The organism is Streptomyces sp. NPDC046712, from assembly GCF_040645695.1.
GTDB lineage: Bacteria > Actinomycetota > Actinomycetes > Streptomycetales > Streptomycetaceae > Streptomyces.
Genome location: NZ_JBEYYW010000001.1, coordinates 330,043 through 352,794 on the forward strand (window position 1 = coordinate 330,043; position 22,752 = coordinate 352,794).

The 22,752-nt window shown below is 70.5% G+C and carries 19 protein-coding genes; 16 read left to right on the forward strand and 3 right to left on the reverse strand.

Annotated features, from left to right (window positions below):
• The first annotated feature begins 184 nt into the window (after positions 1–184).
• Positions 185–2,659: a RelA/SpoT family protein gene (locus ABZ939_RS01605; RefSeq protein WP_361847551.1), complete on the forward strand. Its 2,475-nt coding sequence runs from the start codon at positions 185–187 to the stop codon at positions 2,657–2,659.
• Between the two features lie 70 nt (positions 2,660–2,729).
• Here the strand turns inward: ABZ939_RS01605 and ABZ939_RS01610 are convergent, their stop codons facing one another.
• Both ABZ939_RS01610 and ABZ939_RS01615 read right to left on the reverse strand, forming a co-directional pair.
• Complete coding sequence (locus ABZ939_RS01610) at positions 2,730–3,959, reverse strand: DUF349 domain-containing protein (RefSeq protein WP_361847554.1); 1,230 nt, start codon at positions 3,957–3,959, stop codon at positions 2,730–2,732.
• Positions 3,960–4,146: 187 nt separating this feature from the next.
• Complete coding sequence (locus ABZ939_RS01615) at positions 4,147–4,932, reverse strand: peptidylprolyl isomerase (protein ID WP_361847557.1); 786 nt, start codon at positions 4,930–4,932, stop codon at positions 4,147–4,149.
• A 153-nt stretch (positions 4,933–5,085) separates the two neighbouring features.
• Here ABZ939_RS01615 and ABZ939_RS01620 point away from each other — a divergent pair, with 153 nt between their 5' ends.
• From ABZ939_RS01620 to rpsD, 5 genes are all read left to right on the forward strand, one after another.
• Positions 5,086–5,793, forward strand: a complete 708-nt coding sequence (locus ABZ939_RS01620; protein WP_361847560.1) for an MBL fold metallo-hydrolase — start codon at positions 5,086–5,088, stop codon at positions 5,791–5,793.
• Positions 5,794–5,803: 10 nt separating this feature from the next.
• A complete protein-coding gene (gene hisS, locus ABZ939_RS01625) occupies positions 5,804–7,066 on the forward strand; it encodes a histidine--tRNA ligase (RefSeq protein ID WP_361847563.1) in 1,263 nt (420 codons plus the stop codon).
• Positions 7,067–7,206: 140 nt separating this feature from the next.
• Complete coding sequence (locus ABZ939_RS01630; RefSeq protein ID WP_361847566.1) at positions 7,207–7,818, forward strand: vitamin K epoxide reductase family protein; 612 nt, start codon at positions 7,207–7,209, stop codon at positions 7,816–7,818.
• A gap of 63 nt (positions 7,819–7,881) precedes the next feature.
• Positions 7,882–9,234: a replication-associated recombination protein A gene (locus ABZ939_RS01635; RefSeq protein ID WP_361847569.1), complete on the forward strand. Its 1,353-nt coding sequence runs from the start codon at positions 7,882–7,884 to the stop codon at positions 9,232–9,234.
• Between the two features lie 355 nt (positions 9,235–9,589).
• The gene (gene rpsD, locus ABZ939_RS01640; protein WP_158985446.1) at positions 9,590–10,204 is read left to right on the forward strand and encodes a 30S ribosomal protein S4; all 615 of its coding nucleotides are present in this window, start codon (positions 9,590–9,592) and stop codon (positions 10,202–10,204) included.
• Positions 10,205–10,241: 37 nt separating this feature from the next.
• Here the strand turns inward: rpsD and ABZ939_RS01645 are convergent, their stop codons facing one another.
• Entirely contained in the window at positions 10,242–12,404 is a 2,163-nt protein-coding gene (locus tag ABZ939_RS01645; protein WP_361847572.1) for an AAA family ATPase, read from the reverse strand.
• 170 nt (positions 12,405–12,574) lie between these two features.
• Here ABZ939_RS01645 and ABZ939_RS01650 point away from each other — a divergent pair, with 170 nt between their 5' ends.
• From ABZ939_RS01650 to ABZ939_RS01695, 10 genes are all read left to right on the forward strand, one after another.
• Positions 12,575–13,006 (forward strand): DUF948 domain-containing protein, encoded by a 432-nt coding sequence (locus ABZ939_RS01650; RefSeq protein WP_361847575.1) that lies wholly within the window; start codon positions 12,575–12,577, stop codon positions 13,004–13,006.
• A 6-nt stretch (positions 13,007–13,012) separates the two neighbouring features.
• Positions 13,013–13,378: a DUF6167 family protein gene (locus tag ABZ939_RS01655; RefSeq protein WP_361847577.1), complete on the forward strand. Its 366-nt coding sequence runs from the start codon at positions 13,013–13,015 to the stop codon at positions 13,376–13,378.
• Positions 13,378–16,047 carry an alanine--tRNA ligase gene (alaS, locus tag ABZ939_RS01660; RefSeq protein ID WP_361847580.1) on the forward strand — a complete coding sequence of 890 codons (2,670 nt, stop codon included), beginning with the start codon at positions 13,378–13,380 and terminating at the stop codon, positions 16,045–16,047. Before ABZ939_RS01655 ends, alaS begins: the two co-directional genes overlap by 1 nt.
• A 2-nt stretch (positions 16,048–16,049) precedes the next feature.
• Complete coding sequence (gene ruvX / locus ABZ939_RS01665) at positions 16,050–16,514, forward strand: Holliday junction resolvase RuvX (protein ID WP_361847952.1); 465 nt, start codon at positions 16,050–16,052, stop codon at positions 16,512–16,514.
• Between the two features lie 101 nt (positions 16,515–16,615).
• The gene (mltG, locus tag ABZ939_RS01670; RefSeq protein ID WP_361847583.1) at positions 16,616–18,364 is read left to right on the forward strand and encodes an endolytic transglycosylase MltG; all 1,749 of its coding nucleotides are present in this window, start codon (positions 16,616–16,618) and stop codon (positions 18,362–18,364) included.
• Positions 18,361–19,191, forward strand: coding sequence for a shikimate dehydrogenase (locus ABZ939_RS01675; protein ID WP_361847585.1), 831 nt, complete (start codon positions 18,361–18,363; stop codon positions 19,189–19,191). The genes mltG and ABZ939_RS01675 overlap by 4 nt, the downstream gene beginning before the upstream one ends.
• Positions 19,192–19,444: 253 nt before the next feature.
• Positions 19,445–20,629: a chorismate synthase gene (gene aroC, locus ABZ939_RS01680; protein ID WP_361847588.1), complete on the forward strand. Its 1,185-nt coding sequence runs from the start codon at positions 19,445–19,447 to the stop codon at positions 20,627–20,629.
• Entirely contained in the window at positions 20,626–21,144 is a 519-nt protein-coding gene (locus ABZ939_RS01685; protein WP_361847591.1) for a shikimate kinase, read from the forward strand. Before aroC ends, ABZ939_RS01685 begins: the two co-directional genes overlap by 4 nt.
• Positions 21,141–22,235: a 3-dehydroquinate synthase gene (gene aroB / locus ABZ939_RS01690; protein ID WP_361847594.1), complete on the forward strand. Its 1,095-nt coding sequence runs from the start codon at positions 21,141–21,143 to the stop codon at positions 22,233–22,235. The genes ABZ939_RS01685 and aroB overlap by 4 nt, the downstream gene beginning before the upstream one ends.
• Positions 22,232–22,678 carry a type II 3-dehydroquinate dehydratase gene (locus ABZ939_RS01695; protein ID WP_361847597.1) on the forward strand — a complete coding sequence of 149 codons (447 nt, stop codon included), beginning with the start codon at positions 22,232–22,234 and terminating at the stop codon, positions 22,676–22,678. Before aroB ends, ABZ939_RS01695 begins: the two co-directional genes overlap by 4 nt.
• Positions 22,679–22,752 lie beyond the last annotated feature (74 nt).

Consider the following 22,752-nt stretch of genomic DNA (forward strand, 5'->3'; position numbering starts at 1 on the left):
GGGGCGCCCCGACCGTTTTCCCGGTATGTCCCGGAACGGGACCGTTCGCGCGCGTGGCGGCCGTCTCACCACTCGCACGCGTGAGCACGGGCGCTCCCGGATCGATACCATGGCCTTTCCGGGCCTGACCGGGGGACCCGGAACCTCCCCCAGACTTCGTCCGGGGGGACCCCAAGGAGCGCTCTTGCCAGACGAGGCCCAGCCATTCTCCGCCGCGCAGCCCGACCCGCAGGCCGAGAAGGCCGCGGCGGAACCCGCGACGCCCAAGAACAAGCCCGCGGAGAGCAGGCCCGCGCCCGTGGCACCCACCCCGCTACCGGCCTCCACGCCCAAGCCCGCGCCCGCCCCGGTGGCCCGTTCCGGCGGCGGCTCGTCCAACCGCGTGCGCGCCCGCCTCGCCCGCCTGGGTGTCCAGCGCTCCTCCCCGTACAACCCGGTCCTCGAGCCCCTGCTGCGGATCGTCCGCTCCAACGACCCGAAGATCGAGACCGCGACGCTCCGCCAGATCGAGCGGGCCTACCAGGTCGCCGAGCGCTGGCACCGCGGTCAGAAGCGCAAGAGCGGGGACCCGTACATCACGCACCCGCTCGCGGTCACCACCATCCTCGCCGAGCTCGGCATGGACCCGGCCACGCTCATGGCCGGTCTGCTGCACGACACCGTCGAGGACACCGAGTACGGCCTGGACACCCTGCGCCGCGACTTCGGCGACCAGGTCGCCCTGCTCGTCGACGGCGTCACCAAGCTCGACAAGGTCAAGTTCGGCGAGGCCGCGCAGGCCGAGACCGTCCGCAAGATGGTCGTCGCCATGGCCAAGGACCCGCGCGTCCTGGTCATCAAGCTCGCCGACCGCCTGCACAACATGCGCACCATGCGCTACCTGAAGCGGGAGAAGCAGGAGAAGAAGGCCCGCGAGACCCTCGAGATCTACGCGCCCCTGGCTCACCGCCTGGGCATGAACACCATCAAGTGGGAGCTGGAGGACCTCGCCTTCGCGATCCTCTACCCCAAGATGTACGACGAGATCGTCCGGCTCGTCGCCGAGCGCGCGCCCAAGCGCGACGAGTACCTCGCCATAGTGACCGACGAGGTCCAGTCCGACCTGCGCGCCGCCCGCATCAAGGCCACCGTCACCGGTCGGCCGAAGCACTACTACAGCGTCTACCAGAAGATGATCGTCCGCGGCCGTGACTTCGCGGAGATCTACGACCTGGTCGGCATCCGCGTCCTCGTGGACACCGTCCGCGACTGCTACGCGGCGCTCGGCACCGTCCACGCGCGATGGAACCCGGTCCCCGGCCGGTTCAAGGACTACATCGCGATGCCGAAGTTCAACATGTACCAGTCGCTGCACACGACGGTCATCGGGCCCAACGGCAAGCCCGTCGAGCTGCAGATCCGTACGTTCGACATGCACCGCCGGGCCGAGTACGGCATCGCCGCGCACTGGAAGTACAAGCAGGAGGCCGTCGCCGGGGCCTCCAAGGTGCGCACCGACGTGCCGAAGAACGCCGGCAAGGACGACCACCTCAACGACATGGCGTGGCTGCGCCAACTCCTCGACTGGCAGAAGGAGACCGAGGACCCCAGCGAGTTCCTGGAGTCCCTCCGCTTCGACCTGTCGCGCAACGAGGTCTTCGTCTTCACCCCCAAGGGCGACGTCATAGCGCTGCCCGCCGGGGCCACCCCCGTCGACTTCTCCTACGCCGTCCACACCGAGGTCGGCCACCGCACCATAGGAGCCCGGGTCAACGGGCGGCTCGTCCCGCTCGAATCGACCCTCGACAACGGCGACCTGGTCGAGGTCTTCACCTCCAAGGCCGCGGGCGCCGGGCCGTCCCGCGACTGGCTGGGCTTCGTCAAGTCCCCCCGGGCCCGTAACAAGATCCGCGCCTGGTTCTCCAAGGAGCGCCGCGAGGAGGCGATCGAGCACGGCAAGGACGCCATCGCGCGGGCCATGCGCAAGCAGAACCTGCCGATCCAGCGCATCCTGACCGGCGACTCGCTCGTCACCCTGGCCCACGAGATGCGCTACAGCGACATCTCCTCGCTGTACGCGGCGATCGGCGAGGGTCATGTCACGGCCCAGTCCATCGTCCAGAAGCTCGTCCAGGCGCTCGGTGGCGAGGAAGCCGCCAACGAGGACCTCGTCGAGACCGCCCCGCCCACGCGCGGTCGCGCCAAGCGCCGCTCCAGCGCCGACCCGGGTGTCGTCGTCAAGGGCGTCGAGGACGTCTGGGTCAAGCTGGCCCGCTGCTGTACGCCCGTACCGGGCGACCCGATCATCGGCTTCGTCACCCGTGGCAGCGGCGTATCGGTTCACCGCAGCGACTGCGTCAACGTCGACTCGCTCTCCCGCGAGCCCGAGCGCATCCTCGAGGTCGAGTGGGCCCCCACCCAGTCCTCGGTCTTCCTGGTCGCCATCCAGGTGGAGGCGCTCGACCGCTCCCGGCTGCTGTCGGACGTCACGCGGGTCCTCTCGGACCAGCACGTCAACATCCTGTCGGCGGCCGTCCAGACCTCCCGCGACCGCGTGGCCACCTCGCGCTTCACCTTCGAGATGGGCGACCCGAAGCACCTCGGACACGTCCTGAAGGCCGTCCGTGGTGTGGAGGGCGTCTACGACGTCTACCGGGTCACCTCGGCGCGGCGCCCGTAACGGCGCGTACGAGAAAGGCCCCGGCGCCTCCGCGAGGTACCGGGGCCCTTCTCGTACGTACGGCGGAGTCTCAGCCGCCGAACTCCTGCAGGCCCTTCAGCGCCTGGTCGAGGAGCGCCTGGCGGCCCTCCAGCTCACGCGCCAGCTTGTCGGCCTTGGCGTCGTTGCCCGCGGCACGGGCCGTGTCGATCTGCTTCTGCAGCTTGTCGACCGCGTCCTGCAGCTGGCCGGTCAGACCCGCAGCACGCGCGCGTGCCTCCGGGTTGGTCCGGCGCCACTCCGACTCCTCGGCCTCCTGGATCGCCCGCTCCACCGCGTGCATCCGGCCCTCGACCTTCGGCCGGGCGTCGCGCGGAACGTGGCCGATGGCCTCCCAGCGCTCGTTGATGGAACGGAAGGCCGCACGCGCCGCCTTCAGATCCGTCACGGGCACCAGCTTCTCGGCCTCGACCGCGAGCTCCTCCTTCAGCTTGAGGTTCTCGGTCTGCTCCGCGTCGCGCTCGGCGAAGACCTCGCCGCGCGCCGCGAAGAAGACGTCCTGGGCGCCGCGGAAGCGGTTCCACAGGTCGTCCTCGTGCTCGCGCTGGGCGCGGCCCACGGCCTTCCACTCCGCCATCAGCTCGCGGTAGCGGGCAGCCGTGCCACCCCAGTCAGTGGAGTTGGAGAGCGACTCGGCCTCGGCGACCAGCTTCTCCTTGGCCTTGCGGGCCTCCTCGCGCTGCGCGTCCAGCGAGGCGAAGTGCGCCTTGCGGCGCTTGGAGAACGCCGAGCGGGCGTGCGAGAACCGGTGCCACAGCTCGTCGTCCGACTTCCGGTCGAGCCGCGGCAGGCCCTTCCAGGTGTCCACGAGCGCGCGCAGCCGCTCACCGGCGGCCCGCCACTGCTCGCTCTGCGCCAGCTCCTCGGCCTCCTTGACCAGAGCCTCCTTGGCGCCGCGCGCCTCGTCGGTCTGCTTGGCCTTCTGGACCTTGCGCTCCTCGCGGCGCGACTCCACGGTCTCGACCAGCTTGTCGAGCCGGGTGGTCAGCGCGGCGAGGTCACCCACGGCGTGATGCTCGTCGACCTGCTGCCGGATGTGGTCGATCGCGGCAGTGGCGTCCTTCGCCGAGAGGTCGGTGGTCTTCACCCTCTTCTCGAGGAGGCCGATCTCGACAACCAAGCCCTCGTACTTGCGCTCGAAGTAGGCCAGTGCCTCCTCGGGAGTGCCGGCCTGCCACGATCCGACGACCTTCTCGCCCTCGGCAGTACGCACGTACACGGTGCCCGTCTCGTCGACGCGGCCCCACGGGTCGCTGCTCACAGCGCCTCCTCCACATGATGCCGACGAGGGGGTTGTGCCCCCTGGGCATCGTCCACAGTTTCCCGGCGGGCCTCGCCCGCCCTCAACAACGCGAATACAGGTCCGCGCTGCACAACGCCAATCTAGGCGACCGGCCGCCCGGCTGTCCGCACTCAGCGCGACCGAAGTTCAACGGTCGCGCCGTGCGTCACTTCTTGGCGACCGTGGCCTTCTCGATGGTGACGGCCTTCTTGGGCGCGCCGTCCTTGGCGCCGCCCTCGACACCGGCCTTCGCGACCTCCTGGACGACCTTCAGACCGGCCGCGTCGATCTTCCCGAAGGGGGTGTAGCTCGGCGGCAGCTTGGTGTCCTTGTAGACGAGGAAGAACTGGCTGCCACCCGTGCCCGGCTGACCGGTGTTGGCCATGGCGACCGTTCCGGCCGGGAAGGTCACCGAACCGTCCGCACCGGCCTTGCCGAGGGAGTCCAGGTTCTCGTCCGGGATGGTGTACCCGGGGCCGCCGGTGCCGTCACCCTTCGGGTCACCGCACTGGAGGACGAAGATGCCGTCGGTGGTGAGCCGGTGGCACTTCGTCCCGTCGAAGTACTTCTTGTCGGCCAGGTGCTTGAAGGAGTTCACCGTCCGCGGGGTCTTCGCCGCGTCCATGGCCAGGGAGATGTCTCCGACGTTCGTCTTCAGGGCCATCGTGTACGTGGCCTTCTGGTCGACGGCCATCGCCGGCTCGGGCGTCGTCGACTCGCTCGTCGAGGGCGTCGGGTCGCCGCCCGCGGCGCTGTCCGAGCCCTTCGTGCCACCGTCGGTCAGCGCGACCGAGGCGTACACCGCGCCGCCCGCGGCCAGCACGACGGCCAGCGAGGCGGCGATGACGGTGTTACGGCGCCTGGCCTTCTGCCGCGCCTCCTGCCGTCGCTGCTGCTGCCGCGCGTACTTCTCCCTGGCGAGCTGCCGCCGCCGCTGATCGCTGCTGACCACCGGGTCTGCTCCTTGTCGGTCGTCTGTTCCTGTCCTGGCCGGGTGTGCCCGTACCGTATACGGGTTGGCTGTGGAATACGCAGCGCCGGTAGGCTCTGATCTGCCGCTTCCGCTCCGCCGCACCCTCGCGCCGGACGACATTTAAGGACGATCGTGCTGATTGCCGGGTTCCCCGCCGGGGCCTGGGGGACCAACTGCTACCTGGTCGCCCCCGCCGCAGGCGAGGAGTGCGTGATCATCGACCCGGGCCACCAGGCCGCCCAGGGAGTCGAGGAGACGCTCAAGAAGCATCGGCTCAAGCCCGTCGCGGTGGTCCTCACCCACGGCCACATCGACCATGTCGCCTCCGTCGTCCCGGTCTGCGGCGCCCATGACGTACCCGCGTGGATCCACCCCTCCGACCGGTACATGATGAGCGACCCGGAGAAGGCCCTCGGCCGCTCCATCGGGATGCCGCTCATGGGCGAACTGACCGTGGGCGAGCCGGACGACGTGCACGAGCTCACCGACGGCGCGAAGCTGGATCTCGCCGGACTGGAGTTCTCCGTCGCGCATGCGCCCGGTCATACCAAGGGGTCGGTGACTTTCCAGATGCCGAAGACCCCGGAGATTCCCTCCGTGTTCTTCTCGGGTGATCTGCTCTTCGCCGGCTCCATCGGACGCACCGACCTGCCCGGCGGTGACATGGACGAGATGCTCGAATCGCTGGCCCGCGTGTGCCTGCCCCTCGACAACTCGACCGTGGTGCTGTCGGGACACGGTCCCCAGACGACCATCGGCCAGGAGCGCGCCACCAACCCCTATCTGCGGCAGGTGGCCGCCGGCCTCGGGAGCGTGGACGCTCCCCGACGAGGAATGTGACGAGACCTTCGTGAGCACCTTCAAGGCCCCCAAGGGCACGTACGACCTGATCCCGCCCTACTCCGCCAAGTACCTGGCGGTCCGGGAGGCGATCTCCGAACCCCTGCGGAAGTCCGGCTACGGCTACGTCGAGACCCCCGGCTTCGAGGACGTCAACCTCTTCGCCCGCGGCGTCGGCGAGTCCACCGACATCGTGACCAAGGAGATGTACGCCTTCGAGACCAAGGGCGGCAGCAAGCTCGCGCTGCGCCCCGAAGGCACCGCATCCGTGCTGCGCGCGGCCCTGGAGGCCAGCCTGCACAAGCAGGGCAACCTGCCGGTCAAGCTCTGGTACTCGGGCTCCTACTACCGCTACGAGCGCCCGCAGAAGGGCCGCTACAGGCACTTCTCCCAGGTCGGCGCCGAGGCCATCGGCGCCGAGGACCCGGCGCTCGACGCCGAGCTGATCATCCTGGCCGACCAGGCGTACCGCTCGCTCGGTCTGCGGAACTTCCGCATCCTGCTGAACTCGCTCGGCGACAAGGAGTGCCGCCCCGTCTACCGGGAGGCCCTGCAGACCTTCCTGCGCGGCCTCGACCTCGACGAGGAGACCCTGCGCCGCGCCGAGATCAACCCGCTGCGGGTCCTCGACGACAAGCGCGAGGCGGTGCAGAAGCAGCTGGCGGGCGCGCCGCTGCTGCGCGACTACCTGTGCGACGCGTGCAAGGCGTACCACGAGGAGGTGCGCGCGCTGATCACCGCCGCGGGCGTGGCCTTCGAGGACGACGCGAAGCTGGTGCGCGGTCTGGACTACTACACCAGGACCACCTTCGAGTTCGTCCACGACGGTCTGGGCTCCCAGTCGGCGGTCGGCGGCGGCGGTCGCTACGACGGCCTCTCGGAGATGATCGGCGGCCCCGCGCTGCCGTCCGTGGGCTGGGCCCTCGGTGTGGACCGTACGGTCCTCGCCCTGGAGGCCGAGGGCGTGGAGCTGGACATCCCGGCCGCCACCAGCGTCTTCGCGGTGGCGATCGGCGACGAGGCGCGCCGCGTGCTGTTCGGCAAGGTCACCGAACTCCGCAAGGCCGGGATCGCGGCTGACTTCTCCTTCGGCGGCAAGGGCCTGAAGGGCTCGATGAAGGACGCCAACCGCTCCGGCGCCCGCTTCGCCGTCGTCGCCGGTGAGCGCGACCTCGCCGAGGGCGTCGCCCAGCTCAAGGACATGGAGTCCGGCGAGCAGCAGCCGGTCGCTCTGGACAAGCTGGTCGAGGAGGTCCGGGCCAAGCTGGCCTGACCGCCCGTCATGTGTGCGAGGGCCCGGACCACGGTGTGGTCCGGGCCCTCGGCCGTCCTTATGTCCACCGAACGGTCGACAAGGGCCCTCGTGCGGCAGAATGACCGTGCCCAGAAACAGGCGAGTGATGGATCGGGGATATGACGAAAGCAGCGGTTGACGACTCGGCGCGCGGCACGATCGGCGCGAGCCGTGCCCTCGCCTGGCTGTTGGTGATCACCGGTGCCGCCGGCCTGCTCGCCGCCTGGATCATCACGATCGACAAGTTCAAGCTCCTCGAGGACCCGAACTTCACCCCGGGCTGCAGCCTCAACCCGATCGTCTCCTGCGGCAACATCATGAAGAGCGAGCAGGCCTCGGTCTTCGGCTTCCCCAACCCCATGCTCGGCCTCGTCACCTACGCGATGGTGATCGCCATCGGCGTCGGTCTCCTCGCGGGCGCCCGCTACCGCCGCTGGTACTGGCTCGGCCTGAACGCCGGCACGCTGTTCGGCGTCGGGTTCTGCACCTGGCTCATGCAGCAGTCGCTGTACGAGATCAACGCGCTCTGCCTCTGGTGCTGCCTGGCCTGGGTCGCCACCATCGTCATGTTCTGGTACGTGACCTCGCACAACGTCCGTAACGGAGTCCTCCCCGCGCCCCGGGGCCTGCGGACCTTCTTCGACGAGTTCACCTGGGTGCTGCCGGTGCTGCACGTCGGGATCATCGGCATGCTGATCCTCACGCGCTGGTGGGACTTCTGGACCAGCTGAGGGTGACGGGCGAGGAGCGGGCGCGGGCCGCGTTGTCAGTGCCCTGACTTAGGCTTCATCACTGTGGAGCCCGACCTCTTTACCGCAGCCGCCGAAGAACGCCAGGAGAAGGACCCGTCCAGCAGCCCCCTGGCCGTCCGGATGCGCCCGCGCACCCTGGACGAGGTCCTCGGCCAGCAGCATCTGCTGAAGCCGGGATCGCCGCTGCGCCGGCTGGTGGGCGAGGGGGCCGGGGGTCCCGCCGGGGCTTCGTCCGTGATCCTCTGGGGACCGCCGGGCATCGGGAAGACCACCCTCGCGTACGTCGTCTCCGAGGCGACGAACAAGCGCTTCGTGGAGCTCTCCGCGATCACGGCGGGCGTCAAGGAGGTCCGCGCCGTCATCGACGGGGCCCGCCGGGCCGCCGGCGGCTTCGGCAGGGAGACGGTCCTCTTCCTCGACGAGATCCACCGCTTCTCCAAGGCCCAGCAGGACTCGCTGCTCCCGGCGGTGGAGAACCGCTGGGTGACGCTGATCGCCGCGACGACCGAGAACCCGTACTTCTCGATCATCTCCCCGCTGCTCTCCCGGTCCCTGCTGCTCACGCTCGAACCGCTCACCGACGACGACCTGCGCGATCTGCTGAAGCGGGCCCTCACCGAGGACCGCGGGCTGGGTGGGGCGGTCACCCTGCCCGAGGACGCCGAGGCGCATCTGCTGCGGATCGCCGGCGGCGACGCGCGGCGTGCGCTGACCGCCCTGGAGGCGGCCGCGGGCTCGGCCATCGCCAAGGGAGAGCCGGAGATCACGCTCTCGACGGTGGAGGAGACCGTCGACCGGGCGGCGGTGAAGTACGACCGGGACGGCGACCAGCACTACGACGTGGCCAGCGCGCTCATCAAGTCGATCCGGGGCTCGGACGTGGACGCGGCCCTGCACTACCTGGCCCGGATGATCGAGGCGGGGGAGGATCCCCGGTTCATCGCCCGGCGCCTGATGATCTCGGCCAGCGAGGACATCGGCCTGGCCGACCCGACGGCGCTGCCGACGGCCGTGGCGGCCGCGCAGGCGGTCGCCATGATCGGCTTCCCCGAGGCGGCGCTGACCCTGAGCCACGCCACGATCGCGCTGGCCCTCGCCCCGAAGTCGAACGCGGCGACGACCGCGATCTTCGCGGCCCAGGCGGACGTGCGCAACGGCCTGGCGGGCCCGGTCCCGGCGCACCTGCGCGACGGCCACTACAAGGGCGCGGCCAAGCTCGGCCACGCCCAGGGTTACGTCTATCCGCACGACGTCCCGGGCGGCATCGCGGCCCAGCAGTACGCCCCGGACGCGGTCCACGGCAAGCGCTACTACGAACCGACCCGCTACGGCGCGGAGGCACGGTACGCCGACGTGGTGGAGAAGGTGCGGGAGCGGCTGCGGGGCGACGGCTGAGGGCCGGACCCGGGCGCGTGCACGGGCCCCCGGCCGACCCGGTACACTCGTGCGGAGTGCTGCGTTTCGTGTCCGGCTTCGGCCGGCGCCACCAGAACGAGACAGGCAGCCGGAGCCCCGCCTCAGGCGGGATCTCCAGGAGTGTCGCGCACCTTCGAAGGTGTCGCGGGCAACCCATCACCTCCCCGGATCCCCGGGATCAGGCGATGGGCCGTTCGCGTGCTGCACGTATGTGCCCAGACCGGGGAGCGGCTGCCCGACAGGTCCTCACGGACCTTACGGGTTTCCCCGGCTGCGGATGCGACCTCCTCTAACCCTGGTGAAGCCGTATTCGTACAGATAGAGAGGTTGGTTCATGCCGAACCAGTCCCGTCCCAAGGTCAAGAAGTCGCGTGCCCTCGGCATCGCGCTGACCCCGAAGGCCGTCAAGTACTTCGAGGCCCGCCCCTACCCGCCGGGTGAGCACGGCCGTGGCCGCAAGCAGAACTCGGACTACAAGGTCCGTCTGCTCGAGAAGCAGCGCCTGCGCGCCCAGTACGACATCAGCGAGCGCCAGATGGCGCGCGCCTACGACCGTGCCAAGAAGGCCGAGGGCAAGACGGGCGAGGCGCTGGTCGTCGAGCTCGAGCGTCGCCTCGACGCCCTGGTCCTGCGTTCGGGCATCGCCCGCACCATCTACCAGGCCCGCCAGATGGTCGTGCACGGTCACATCCAGGTCAACGGTGGCAAGGTCGACAAGCCGTCGTTCCGTGTCCGTCCCGACGACGTCGTGATGGTCCGCGAGCGCTCCCGCGAGAAGCCCCTGTTCCAGGTTGCCCGCGAGGGTGGCTTCGCCGCCGACGGTGAGACCCCGCGCTACCTGCAGGTCAACCTGAAGGCCCTGGCCTTCCGCCTCGACCGCGACCCGAACCGCAAGGAAATCCCGGTCATCTGCGACGAGCAGCTGGTCGTCGAGTACTACGCCCGCTGATCCACGCGATCCTGGCGCAGTACCACCCCCGCGGTGTTCAGCCCGCCGCTTCCCCACCCTGACCGGTGGGGGAGCCGGCGGGCTTCCGCGTGTCCGGGGCCGTCGTACGGAACGGTCGCGGCGCCCGCGGGCCGACGAGCCGCCTCGCCGGATCCCGACGCTCACTGAGCGCCCGGTCCACCGCCGCGTCCAGCGAGAGCAGCCGGCCCTCCCGCACCGACGCCCCGTAGACCTCCGGGCCGAGCGCCTCACCCGCCTGCCGTTCGCACAGCGCCCGCGCCCCGTTGAAATGGCCCGAGCCGAACAACTGAAGGCCCACCAGGTCCCACACCGGCAGCGCGGCGCCCTGCAGCACCGCCGCCTCCGCCGGATCACCCTCGCTCGCCGTCACCAGCGCGAGCAGCTCGATCGCCAGGACCAGCCCCACCAGGTCGTGGAAGGTGTGGTTGATGGTGACGCACTCGCCGAGCAGCCGCCGCGCCTCGCCGTGATCGCCGCTGATCCACGCCGCGTACGCCAGGACATAGAGCGCGTACGCCCTGGTCCAGCGCTCGCCGCGCTCCTCGCAGATCTCCCGAACCTCCGCGCACAGCGCGACCGCGCTCTCCAGATCCCCCTGGAAGACCCGGGCCATGGCCAGCTCGACCTGCCCCATCAGCACATTGCTGTTCAGCTCGCCGAGCTCCCGGTACGTCTCCAGCGCACGGCCGATCAGCTCCTCCGCGCGCGGCATGTCGTCCGAGAGCAGCGCCAGACAGCCCATCCGGTGCGTCGCATACGCCTCCGCCACCGGGTTCCCGGCCGAGCGGGCGCGCTCCCCGCACTCGTGCAGTGCCCCGACCGCCGCCGTGCTGTCCCCCTGCAGGATCGCCACATAGCCGAGCACCCACAGCGCCTTCAGCCGGGCGGCCGTGTGCTCGGGGTGTTCCGATGCGAGCGCCAGCGCCCGGTCCAGCCAGTGCCTGCCCTCCGACAGGCGCCCGCACCCCGCCCAGTAGAACCAGAGCGTCCCCGCGAGATGCTGCGCCAGATGCGCCTCGTCCGGCTGCTCCAGGCACAGCTCCATGGCCGCCCGCAGATTGGGCAGCGCCGCGTCCGTGCAGGCCGCGACCTCCGCCTGACGCGGACTGAACCACTCCAGCTCGCACCAGGTGGCCAGGCCCATGTACCAGTCGCGGTGCCGTCGGCGCATCCGCTCCGTGTCGCCGAGCGCCGCCAGCCACTCGGCCCCGTACGCGGACACGGTGTCCAGAAGCCGGTACCGGGGACCCGCGGAGGTGTCCTCCCGCGTCACCAACGACTGGGCGAGCAGGCCGCCGAGCGCCTCCAGGACCTCCTCCGCGGGCAGGCCCGGTCCGCCGCAGACGTACTCCACCGCCTCCAGGTCGAACGGCCCGGCGAAGACCGAGAGCCGCGCCCACAGCAGCCGCTCCCGCGGAGTGCACAGCTCATGGCTCCAGCCGATCGCCGTCCGCAGCGTCTGATGGCGCGGCAGCGCGCCCCGCGCGCCGCCCGTGAGCAACCGGAAGCGGTCGTCGAGCCGGTGCAGCACCTGCTCCACCGTGAGCAGCGGCATCCGGGCCGCCGCCAGTTCCAGGGCCAGCGGAATCCCGTCCAGCCGTCGGCACACCTCGTGCACGACGGCAGGGTCCCGGCCGCCCGGCACACCCGGCGCTCCGGCGGCCCTCGCCCGCTCCTCGAACAGGCTGACCGCGTCCGCGTCGTCCATCGGCGCCAGCGTGAACACCGCCTCCCCGTCCACCCGCAGCGGACGGCGGCCCATCGCGAGCACGGTGAGGCCGGGGGAGTGCCGCAGCAGCTCCCGCACCAGCAGGGCGCACTCGGCCACGAGATGCTCGAAACCGTCGAGGACCAGCAGAAGCCGGCGCTCCGCGAGGTGCTCGGTCAGCGTCTCGCGCGGGGTGCGGAGGGTGTGGTCGGTCAGGCCCAGCGCCTCGACCAGGGCGAGGGCGACCAGATCCGGATCGCGGAGCGCCGAGAGATCCGCGAGCCACACCCCGTCGACGTAGCGTTTCTGCGCGCCCGAGGCGACTCCGAGACCCAGCCGGGTCTTGCCGACCCCGCCCACCCCGACGACCGTGACCAGACGGAACTCCCCCAGGAGCCGGGTCAGTTCGTCCCGCTCGTCGGTCCGTCCGATGAACCGGTTCAGCTCCGCCGGGAGGTTGCTCCTTCGCATGGGACACGGAGCGTACCCATCCGGGTGCACTCCGTACAATCGGATCGGGTCAGTCCCCTTGCGTGAGCCGCGATACGAGCCCTAATGCGGTACGGGGAAAGAGCCCGGGCGCGATAGGGTCGGAGGACGACTTTTGGCAAGGGCCCAACGACAGCAGAGAGCGGTGCGGAGTGACCGGTGGAGAGGTTGCCGGGATTCTGGTGGCCGTGTTCTGGGCGATTCTCGTCTCCTTCCTCGCCGTGGTGCTGGTGAGGCTGGCGCAGACGCTCAAGGCAACCACCAAGCTGGTGGCGGATGTGACCGAGCAGGCCGTCCCGCTGCTCAGCGACGCCTCCGCCACCGTGCGGTCGGCGCAGACCCAGCTCGACCGGGTCGACGCGATCGCCTCGGACGTCCAGGAGGTCACCTCCAACGCCTCGGCGCTCTCCACCACCGTCGCCTCCACCTTCGGCGGCCCGCTCGTCAAGGTCGCGGCCTTCGGCTACGGGGTGCGCAAGGCCCTCGGCCGCGGCCGTGACGAGGCGCCGCCGGCGCCCTCGCGACGTACCGTCGTCGTCGGTCGCACCGTGCCGGCCGCGAGACGCCGGAAGCAGAAGGGCTGAGGCGCGATGTTCCGCCGTACGTTCTGGTTCACCGCAGGCGCCGCCGCCGGCGTGTGGGCCACCACCAAGGTCAACCGGAAGCTCAAGCAGCTGACCCCGGAAAGCCTCGCCGCGCAGGCGGCCAACAAGGCGATCGAGACCGGCCACCGGCTCAAGGACTTCGCCCTCGACGTCAGGGCGGGGATGGTCCAGCGCGAGGCCGAACTGGGCGAGGCACTGGGCCTGGAGGCACCCGTGGACGCTCCCGCGGACCGCGAACTCCCGGGCCCGCGCCGCAGGATCGTGCTCGACGCCGCCCCGAAGACCACCAAGACCACGTATTCGTACACCGATATGCCTACGCGTTCGTACAACCGGAATGAGGACCACTGATGGAGTCGGCTGAAATCCGCCGCCGCTGGCTGAGCTTCTTCGAGGAGCGCGGGCACACCGTCGTGCCTTCGGCGTCGCTCATCGCGGACGACCCGACTCTGCTTCTGGTCCCCGCGGGCATGGTTCCGTTCAAGCCGTACTTCCTCGGCGAGGTGAAGCCGCCGTTCACGCGCGCCTCCAGCGTGCAGAAGTGCGTGCGTACGCCGGACATCGAGGAGGTCGGCAAGACCACCCGCCACGGCACGTTCTTCCAGATGTGCGGCAACTTCTCCTTCGGCGACTACTTCAAGGAAGGCGCCATCAAGCTGGCCTGGGAGCTGCTGACCACCTCGGTGGAGCACGGCGGCTACGGCCTGGACCCGGAGAAGCTCTGGATCACCGTCTACCAGGAGGACGACGAGGCCGAGCAGATCTGGCGCGACGTCGTCGGCGTCCCGGCCGAGCGCATCCAGCGCCTCGGCAAGAAGGACAACTACTGGTCGATGGGCGTCCCCGGCCCCTGCGGACCGTGCTCCGAGATCAACTACGACCGTGGCCCCGAGTTCGGTGTCGAGGGCGGCCCGGCCGTCAACGACGAGCGGTACGTGGAGATCTGGAACCTGGTCTTCATGCAGTACGAGCGCGGCGAGGGCTCCGGCAAGGAGGACTTCCCGATCCTCGGCGAGCTGCCGTCGAAGAACATCGACACCGGTCTCGGCCTCGAGCGCCTGGCGATGATCCTGCAGGGCGTACAGAACATGTACGAGACCGACACGCTCCAGGTCGTCATCGACAAGGCCACCGCGCTCACCGGCGTCGCCTACGGCAAGGCCCACGAGAGCGACGTCTCGCTGCGCGTGGTCGCCGACCACATGCGTACGTCCGTGATGCTCATCGGCGACGGCGTCACCCCCGGCAACGAGGGCCGCGGCTATGTGCTGCGCCGCATCATGCGCCGCGCCATCCGCAACATGCGCCTGCTCGGCGCCACCGGCCCGGTCGTCGGCGAGCTCGTCGACACCGTGATCAACACGATGGGCGAGCAGTACCCGGAGCTCGTCACCGACCGCAAGCGGATCGAGACGGTCGCCCTGGCCGAGGAGGCCCGCTTCCTCAAGACGCTCAACGCCGGCAGCAACGTGCTCGACGGCGCCGTCACCGAGACCAAGGCCGGCGGCGGAACGGTCCTCCCGGGCGACAAGGCGTTCCTGCTCCACGACACCTGGGGCTTCCCGATCGACCTCACCCTGGAGATCGCCGCCGAGCAGGGCCTCTCCGTGGACGAGGCCGGCTTCCGCCGTCTCATGCAGGAGCAGCGGGACAAGGCCAAGGCCGACGCCAAGGCCAAGAAGACCGGCCACGCCGATGTCGCCGCCTACCGCGAGATCGCGGACGGCAACGGCGCCACCGAGTTCACCGGCTACACCAACACCGAGGGCGAGACCACGGTCGTCGGCCTGCTGGTGAACGGTGTCCCGTCGCCCGCCGCCTCCGAGGGCGACGAGGTCGAGGTCGTCCTCGACCGGACCCCGTTCTACGCCGAGGGCGGCGGCCAGCTCGCCGACCAGGGCCGGATCAAGCTGCACAGCGGCGCCGTCATCGAGGTCCGCGACGTCCAGCAGCCGGTCCCCGGCGTCTCCGTGCACAAGGGCTCCGTCCAGGTCGGTGAGGTGACGGTCGGCTCCACCGCCTACGCGGCCATCGACGTCCGCCGCCGCCGGTCCATCGCCCGTGCCCACTCGGCCACGCACCTGACCCACCAGGCGCTGCGTGATGCGCTCGGCCCGACCGCCGCCCAGGCCGGTTCGGAGAACTCGCCCGGCCGCTTCCGCTTCGACTTCGGCTCGCCCAACGCCGTGCCCGGCACGGTCCTCATGGACGTCGAGCAGAAGATCAACGAGGTCCTCGCCCGCGAGCTCGACGTGCACGCCGAGGTCATGCCGATCGACGAGGCCAAGCGACAGGGCGCCATCGCCGAGTTCGGCGAGAAGTACGGCGAGAAGGTCCGCGTCGTCACCATCGGCGACTTCTCCAAGGAGCTGTGCGGCGGTACGCACGTCCACAACACCGCCCAGCTGGGTCTGGTGAAGCTGCTCGGCGAGTCGTCGATCGGCAGCGGCGTGCGCCGGGTCGAGGCCCTCGTCGGTGTCGACGCGTACAACTTCCTCGCCCGTGAGCACACGGTCGTCGCCCAGCTCCAGGAGCTGGTGAAGGGTCGCCCCGAGGAGCTTCCGGAGAAGATCTCCTCCATGCTCGGCAAGCTGAAGGACGCCGAGAAGGAGATCGAGAAGTTCCGCGCGGAGAAGGTCCTCCAGGCCGCCGCCGGTCTCGTCGAGGGCGCCAAGGACATCCGCGGCGTCGCCCTCGTCACCGGCCAGGTCCCGGACGGCACCTCCGCCGACGACCTGCGCAGGCTGGTCCTCGACGTCCGCGGCCGCATCCCGGGTGACCGCCCGGCCGTCGTGGCCCTGTTCACCACGGCCAACGGCCGCCCGCTGACGGTCATCGCCACCAACGAGGCCGCCCGCGAGCGCGGTCTCAAGGCCGGCGAGCTGGTCCGTACGGCCGCCAAGACCCTCGGTGGCGGCGGTGGCGGCAAGCCCGACGTCGCCCAGGGCGGCGGCCAGAACCCCGAGGCGATCGGCGAGGCCATCGACGCCGTCGAGCGCCTCGTGGTCGAGACGGCGTGACGATGCGTCGCGGCCGTCGACTCGCGATCGACGTCGGGGACGCCCGGATCGGGGTCGCCTCGTGCGACCCCGACGGGGTGCTCGCCACCCCGGTGGAGACCGTGCCGGGACGTGATGTCCCGGCCGCCCACCGGCGGTTGAGGCAGATCGTCGAGGAGTACGAACCGATCGAGGTCGTCGTGGGCCTGCCCCGCTCGCTCAGCGGGCGGGAAGGCCCGGCGGCCACCAAGGTCCGCGCCTTCGCCCAGGAGATGGCGAAGGGGATCTCGCCGGTGCCGGTGCGGCTGGTGGACGAGCGGATGACGACGGTGACGGCCACGCAGGGGCTGCGGGCCTCGGGGGTGAAGTCGAAGAAGGGACGCTCCGTCATCGATCAGGCCGCCGCTGTGATCATCCTTCAGAACGCTCTTGAGTCCGAACGGGTATCAGGTAATCCGCCCGGCGAGGGCGTCGAAGTGGTCATCTGATCGCGATACGGTAACGTTCCGCGCGATGCGGCGGTGTTCGAACAGCTGCCGCACAACGTAGAGGCGGATCGTCCGGAAGCCTCGCGGCTGTTTGGGGATCGATGACTGAGTATGGCCGGGGCTCCGGCTCCGAACCGTGGCATCCCGCGGACCCGTTGTACGGGGAGCAGGGATGGGGAGGCCAGCAGCAGTACCCGCAGCAGGCGCAGTACGGCCAGGACCAGTACGCCCAGGACCAGTACGGGCAGAACGCGTACGGTCAGGACCCTTACGGGCAGGGACAGCCGCAGGGCTACGACCCGCAGTACCAGCAGCCTCAGCAGCCGCATCAGCCTCAGCAGTACAACGATCCGCAGTACAACGATCCGCAGTACAACGATCCGCAGTACAACGATCCGTCGTACGGCGGGCAGCAGGGGTACCCCGGGCAGGGCTACGACACGCCCGGGTACCCCGCACAGCAGTACGACACGGGCTGGGAGACGGGTCAGGCGGCCATGCCGTACGGCACCACCCCCGCCGATCCGTACGGCGGTCAGAACCCTGATCTGTACGGCACCCCCGAGGCGTACCCGCCTCCGCAGCCCCCGGGCCGGCGGCAGGCCCCGCCGGAGCCGGCGGTCGACTGGGAGGCGGAGCCCGAAGAGGAGCGGCATCCCTTCTTCACCGGCGAGGACGGCGCCGACGACGACTACGACGACGACCCGTCCGAGGACGGCTCGTCGCGGGGTGGTCGCGACCGGCGGGGCGGCAAGGGCAAGAAGAAGGGCAAGAACGGCGTCGCCTGCCTGGTGGTCGCCCTTGTCCTCGCGGGCGGCGTCGGCGGCGTCGGCTACTTCGGCTACCAGTTCTGGCAGGGCCAGTTCGGCGCGGCGCCCGACTACGCGGGCGAGGGCAGCGGCGAGGTCCAGGTCGAGATCCCCAAGGGCGCCGGCGGCTACGAGATCGCCAACATCCTCAAGAAGGCGGGGGTCGTCAAGAGCGTCGACGCCTTCGTCTCGGCGCAGGGCAAGAACCCCAAGGGCAACACGATCCAGGCCGGCGCCTACACGCTGAGGAAGGAGATGTCGGCGGCGAGCGCTGTCTCCCTGATGCTGAGCCCGGCGAGCCAGGCGAACCTGATCATCCCCGAGGGCAAGCGGAACACCTGGGTCTACGAGCAGATCGACAAGAAGCTCGACCTCAAGGCGGGCACGACGCAGGACGTCGCGAAGGCCAAGGCGAACGACCTCGGCCTCCCGGACTGGGCGAAGAACCACAAGGACGTCAAGGATCCGCTGGAGGGCTTCCTCTTCCCGGCGAGCTACCCGGCGTCCAAGGGGAACAAGCCGGAGGACGTCCTCCGGAAGATGGTCTCGCGCGCGAACCAGGAGTACGGCAAGCTCGACCTGGAGGCGAAGGCCCAGCAGCTCGGGCTCGAGGGGCCGTGGCAGCTGATCACGGTCGCGAGCCTCGTGCAGGTCGAAGGCAAGTACAAGCACGACTTCGACAAGGTCTCGCGCGTCGTCTACAACCGGCTCAAGCCGAACAACGTGGAGACCGTGGGCCGGCTGGAATTCGACTCGACGGTCAACTACCTCAAGGGCCAGAGCACGCTCGACGTCGGCACGGTCGAGGATCTGCGGAAGATCGACGACCCGTACAACACCTACGACGTCAAGGGCCTCATCCCCGGTCCGATCAGCAACCCGGGCGCGGAGGCGCTGAAGTCGGCGCTGAACCCCGCGGACGGGCCGTGGTACTACTTCGTGTCGATCAACGAGAACAAGACGGTCTTCTCCGTGACGAACGAAGAGCACAACAAGCACGTGGCGGAGTACGAGAAGCAGCGGGAGAACTCGGGCCAGTGAGTACGCAACGCCGCGCGGCCGTCCTCGGCTCGCCCATCGCCCACTCGCTCTCGCCCGTGCTGCACCGGGCGGCCTACGCCGCGCTCGGCCTCGACGACTGGTCGTACGACCGTTTCGAGGTCGACGAGGCCGGCCTGCCCGGGTTCGTCGCCGGGCTGGACGACTCCTGGGCCGGGCTGTCGCTGACCATGCCGCTCAAGCGGGCGATCATCCCGCTGCTCGACGAGATCAGCGACACGGCCGCCTCCGTCGAGGCGGTGAACACGGTCGTCCTCACCGAGGACGGCCGCCGGGTCGGCGACAACACCGACATCCCCGGCCTGGTCGCCGCCCTGCGCGAGCGGGGCGTCGAGAAGGTGGAGTCCGCCGCGATCCTCGGCGCCGGCGCCACCGCCTCCTCCGCGCTCGCCGCGCTGTCCCGGATCTGCGCGGGACCCGTCACCGCGTACGTACGGAGCGAGGCGCGGGCCGAGGAGATGCGGGGCTGGGGCGAGCGGCTCGGGGTGGACGTCCGTACCGCGGACTGGGGGAGTGCGGCCGAGGCGTTCGCGTCCCCGCTCGTGATCGCCACCACCCCCGCCGGTACGACGGACGCCCTGGCGCCCGCCGTCCCCGCTGCTCCCGGCACGCTCTTCGACGTGCTGTACCACCCCTGGCCGACCCCGCTCGCCGCGGCCTGGTCCGCCCAGGGCGGTACGGTCCTCGGCGGCCTGGACCTCCTGGTCCACCAGGCCGTCCTCCAGGTCGAACAGATGACGGGCCGCGCCCCGGCACCGCTCGCCGTGATGCGCCAGGCGGGCGCCGAGGCGCTCGCGGCCAACCCGTGAGCCATGGCCCTGCCCGGCAACGGGCGCGGAAACCAGGAACGGCCCGCCGGACATCCGGCGGGCCGCACCCATATTTCATGATCACTTCGCTGTGTCGCGTCCCCGTCAGCTGACATATTCGCAGCATGCATCGTCCGATAACTGGACCTGAACCGGGAACCGGCGCCGGACGTGGGAGGATCGGTGACGGCGGGCCAGGGCCGCGCACCTGGCCGCGCCGCAGCAGTTCTGGGCGCGAGCATGAGGAGCATCGTTGAGCAGGTTGCGCTGGCTGACAGCCGGAGAGTCCCACGGACCCGCGCTGGTCGCGACGCTGGAGGGCCTTCCCGCCGGCGTCCCGGTCACCACGGAGCTCGTGGCCGACCACCTCGCACGGCGGCGCCTCGGCTATGGGCGCGGCGCGCGAATGAAGTTCGAGCAGGACGAGGTCACCTTCCTGGGTGGTGTCCGGCACGGGCTCTCCCTCGGCTCCCCGGTCGCCGTGATGGTCGGCAACACCGAGTGGCCCAAGTGGGAGAAGGTCATGTCGGCCGACCCGGTCGACCCGGCCGAGCTCAAGGAGACGGGCCGCAACGCGCCCCTGACCCGGCCCCGCCCCGGACACGCCGACCTCGCCGGCATGCAGAAGTACGGCTTCGACGAGGCCCGGCCGATCCTCGAGCGCGCCAGCGCCCGTGAGACCGCCGCCCGCGTCGCCCTCGGAGCCGTCGCCCGGTCCTTCCTCAAGGAGGCCGCGGGCATCGAGATCGTCTCCCACGTGGTGGAGCTGGCGGCCGCCAAGGCCCCGTACGGCGTCTACCCGACCCCGGCCGACGTCGAGAAGCTCGACGCCGACCCCGTGCGCTGCCTCGACGCCGACGCGTCGAAGGCGATGGTCGCGGAGATCGACCAGGCCCACAAGGACGGCGACACCCTCGGTGGAGTCGTGGAGGTCCTGGCGTACGGCGTGCCCGTCGGCCTCGGCTCCCACGTCCACTGGGACCGCCGCCTCGACGCCCGGCTCGCCGCCGCGCTCATGGGCATCCAGGCCATCAAGGGCGTCGAGGTCGGCGACGGCTTCGAGCTCGCCCGCGTGCCCGGCTCGAAGGCGCACGACGAGATCGTGAAGACCGAGGACGGCATCAAGCGCTCCACCGGCCGCTCCGGCGGCACCGAGGGCGGCCTGACCACCGGCGAGCTGCTCCGCGTCCGCGCCGCGATGAAGCCCATCGCGACCGTCCCGCGCGCACTCGCCACCGTCGACGTCGCCACCGGCGAGGCCGCCCAGGCCCACCACCAGCGCTCCGACGTCTGCGCCGTCCCCGCCGCCGGCATCGTCGCCGAGGCCATGGTCGCGCTCGTCCTCGCGGACGCCGTCGTCGAGAAGTTCGGCGGCGACAGCGTCCCGGAGACCCGCCGCAACGTCCAGTCGTACCTCGACAACCTCCAGATCCGGTGACCGGACCGCTGGTCGTCCTGGTCGGGCCCATGGGCTCCGGCAAGTCCACGGTGGGCGCGCTCCTGGCCGAGCTGCTCGGCGCGCCCTACCGGGACACCGACGCCGACATCGTCGCCGCCGAGGGCCGTGAGATCTCGGACATCTTCATCGAGGACGGCGAGGAGCACTTCCGCGCCCTGGAACGCGAAGCCGTGCGGACCGCCGTAGCCGAGCACGAGGGCGTCCTCGCGCTCGGCGGCGGCGCGGTCCTCGACGCCGGCACCCGCGAACTCCTCACCGGACTGCCGGTCGCCTATCTCTCGATGGACGTCGAGGAGGCCGTCCGCCGTGTCGGCCTCAACACCGCGCGGCCGCTGCTCGCCGTCAACCCGCGCCGCCAGTGGCGCGAGCTGATGGAGGCGCGCCGCCACCTCTACACCGAAGTCGCCCGGGTCGTCGTCGCCACCGACGACCGCACCCCCGAAGAGGTCGCGGACGCGGTCCTCGACGCACTGGAGCTGAAGAAGGACGTATGACGGACCAGGAAGTGACCCGAATCCAGGTCGGCGGTTCGGCGGGCACGGATCCGTACGAGGTGCTGGTCGGACGGCAGCTGCTGGGTGAGCTGCCCTCCCTGATCGGGACGAAGGCCAAGCGCGTCGCCGTGATCCACCCCGAGGCGCTGGCCGAGACGGGCGAGGCCCTGCGGGCCGACCTCGCCGACCAGGGCTTCGAGGCCGTCGCCATCCAGGTGCCCAACGCCGAGGAGGCCAAGACCGCCGAGGTCGCGGCGTACTGCTGGAAGGCGCTCGGCCAGACCGGCTTCACCCGTACCGACGTCATCGTCGGCGTGGGCGGCGGCGCGACCACCGACCTGGCCGGCTTCGTGGCCGCCACCTGGCTGCGGGGCGTGCGCTGGATCGCCGTACCGACCACCGTGCTCGCCATGGTCGACGCGGCCGTCGGCGGCAAGACGGGCATCAACACGGCCGAGGGCAAGAACCTCGTCGGAGCCTTCCACCCGCCCGCCGGTGTCCTGTGCGACCTCGCCGCGCTGGACTCGCTGCCGGTCAACGACTACGTCAGCGGTCTCGCGGAGATCATCAAGGCCGGCTTCATCGTCGACCCGGTGATCCTCGACCTCATCGAGGAGGACCCGCAGGCCGCCCGTACCCCGGCCGGACCGCACACCGCCGAGCTGCTCGTCCGCTCGATCAGGGTCAAGGCCGAGGTCGTCTCCGGCGACCTGAAGGAGTCGGGCCGCCGGGAGATCCTCAACTACGGGCACACCCTCGCCCACGCGATCGAGAAGAACGAGCGGTACAAGTGGCGGCACGGCGCCGCCGTCTCCGTCGGCATGGTCTTCGCCGCCGAGCTCGGCCGGCTCGCCGGCCGGCTCGACGACGCCACCGCCGACCGTCACCGCACGGTCCTGGAGTCGGTCGGCCTGCCGCTCACCTACCGAGGCGACCAGTGGCCGAAGCTCCTTGAGACCATGAAGGTGGACAAGAAGTCCCGCGGCGACCTGCTGCGCTTCATCGTCCTCGACGGAATCGGCAAGCCGACCGTCCTCGAAGGCCCCGACCCGGCCGTGCTCGTCGCGGCCTACGGAGAGGTGTCCGCGTGAGCGAGCTCCGCCCCGTCCTCGTGCTGAACGGCCCGAACCTCGGCCGCCTGGGCTCCCGCGAGCCCGACATCTACGGCGCCACGTCGTACAAGGGCCTGGTGGAGTCCTGCCGGGCCCTCGGCGCCGAGCTCGGCTTCGACGTGGACGTGCGGGAGACCAACGACGAGGGGGAGATGATCCGCTGGCTGCACGAGGCAGCGGACGGTTCGATTCCGGTCGTTCTCAACCCGGGAGCGTTCACGCACTACTCGTACGGGATGCGCGACGCGGCCGCCCAGCGGACCGCGCCGCTGATCGAGGTGCACATCTCGAACCCGTACACCCGGGAGGAATTCCGCCACACCTCGGTCGTCGCCGCGGTCGCGACCGGGACCGTGGCCGGCTTCGGGATCGGCTCCTACCGGCTGGCCCTGCGGGCGCTGGCCGAGGAACTGACCGGCTGACAGGGCACTCTCGACCGCCCCCGGCCGTTCCCCCTCTGGGGGCCGGGGGCGGTAACGTTCCTGGAAGTATCGGC

Coding starts and splice junctions, on each gene's coding strand:
- ABZ939_RS01630 (WP_361847566.1), top strand. CDS start 7,207: ATGACGAAAGCAGCGGTTGACGACTCGGCGCGCGGCACGATCGGCGCG.
- rpsD (WP_158985446.1), top strand. CDS start 9,590: ATGCCGAACCAGTCCCGTCCCAAGGTCAAGAAGTCGCGTGCCCTCGGC.
- ABZ939_RS01645 (WP_361847572.1), bottom strand. CDS start 12,404: ATGCGAAGGAGCAACCTCCCGGCGGAGCTGAACCGGTTCATCGGACGG.
- ABZ939_RS01655 (WP_361847577.1), top strand. CDS start 13,013: ATGTTCCGCCGTACGTTCTGGTTCACCGCAGGCGCCGCCGCCGGCGTG.
- alaS (WP_361847580.1), top strand. CDS start 13,378: ATGGAGTCGGCTGAAATCCGCCGCCGCTGGCTGAGCTTCTTCGAGGAG.
- ruvX (WP_361847952.1), top strand. CDS start 16,050: ATGCGTCGCGGCCGTCGACTCGCGATCGACGTCGGGGACGCCCGGATC.
- mltG (WP_361847583.1), top strand. CDS start 16,616: ATGACTGAGTATGGCCGGGGCTCCGGCTCCGAACCGTGGCATCCCGCG.
- aroB (WP_361847594.1), top strand. CDS start 21,141: ATGACGGACCAGGAAGTGACCCGAATCCAGGTCGGCGGTTCGGCGGGC.